2 protein-coding genes are annotated in these 948 nt (G+C 75.1%); both read left to right on the plus strand.

Annotated features, from left to right (window positions below; genetic code table 11):
* A partial coding sequence (locus VB737_RS16995; RefSeq protein ID WP_500314705.1) for a GIY-YIG nuclease family protein occupies window positions 1-604 on the plus strand: 604 nt, incomplete at its 5' end.
* A gap of 48 nt (window positions 605-652) precedes the next feature.
* Window positions 653-948 (plus strand): M17 family peptidase N-terminal domain-containing protein (locus tag VB737_RS17000; protein ID WP_500314706.1); only part of this gene is annotated, 296 nt, incomplete at its 3' end.

The following is a 948-nucleotide window of genomic DNA, read 5'->3' on the forward strand; positions in this document are numbered from 1 at the left end:
GCAGGGGGAACTGTTTCCGGCGGCCGCGCTGGCCGGCGCGCCGCCGGCCCCGTCGTTGCCGCTGTGGCGGGAGCAACTGCTCGCCTGGCAGGCCCGTCTCGCCGACCACCAGGCGCCGCTCTACGCCGCCACCGCTGCCGCTGCCGCCGCCCCCCTCCAGCAAGGGCTGCTCTTCCCCGTCCCCGCTGACCCGGGCGATCCCCTCGAGCAGGCGCGGCGCCTCGATCCCCTCAGCCTCAGCCCCCAGAGCCTGTCCTTCTGGCGCTGGCCCCGGCTGGCCCAGCAGGGGGCGGCCCTCTATTTGGTGATGGACCGCCCGCCCCAGCTGCCGCTGCCCCTGCTGCTCTACGTCGGCGAGACCGGACGGGCCGACCAGCGCTGGAAGGGCGACCACGACTGCAAGGACTACCTGGCGGCCTACGGCGAGGCCCTGGCGCGGGCGGGTCTGGAGGCGCGGCCGAGCATCCGCTTCTGGTCGGACGTGCCGGCGGCGGTCGGCCCCCGCCGGGCCCTGGAGCAGGCCCTGATCCGGCGCTGGCTGCCCCCCTTCAACAAGGAGACCCGGGATCGCTGGGCCACCCCGTTCACGGCCGATCCCGCCTGAGTGCCAGGGCTGGGCTGGCTACGATCACGGGTCGCCTGCGCTGGGTCCATGGAGTTTCGCTGTCTTGCCGTTGACCGGGACGGCCAACGTCCGCTCACCGAGAGCTGGACGGGGGACACCCTGGTGGTGGGGCTGTTCGCCGGCGGCGCTGGCGGCGGACGGGGCCTGGCCGAGACGCTGGTGGGGGAAGCCCTCGAGGGCTGGCTGCAGCGTCGCCGCTTCGAGGGCAAGAGTGGCCAGACCCTCACCCTGGAGCGGCCCGGCGGCACGCCGGCCACCCTGATCCTGGCGGGCCTGGGGGATCCGGCCGAATTCGGCCTCGACGCCCTGCGCCAGGCCGGTGC

It is taken from the genome of Synechococcus sp. BA-120 BA3, assembly GCF_034931285.1.
GTDB lineage: Bacteria > Cyanobacteriota > Cyanobacteriia > PCC-6307 > Cyanobiaceae > Cyanobium.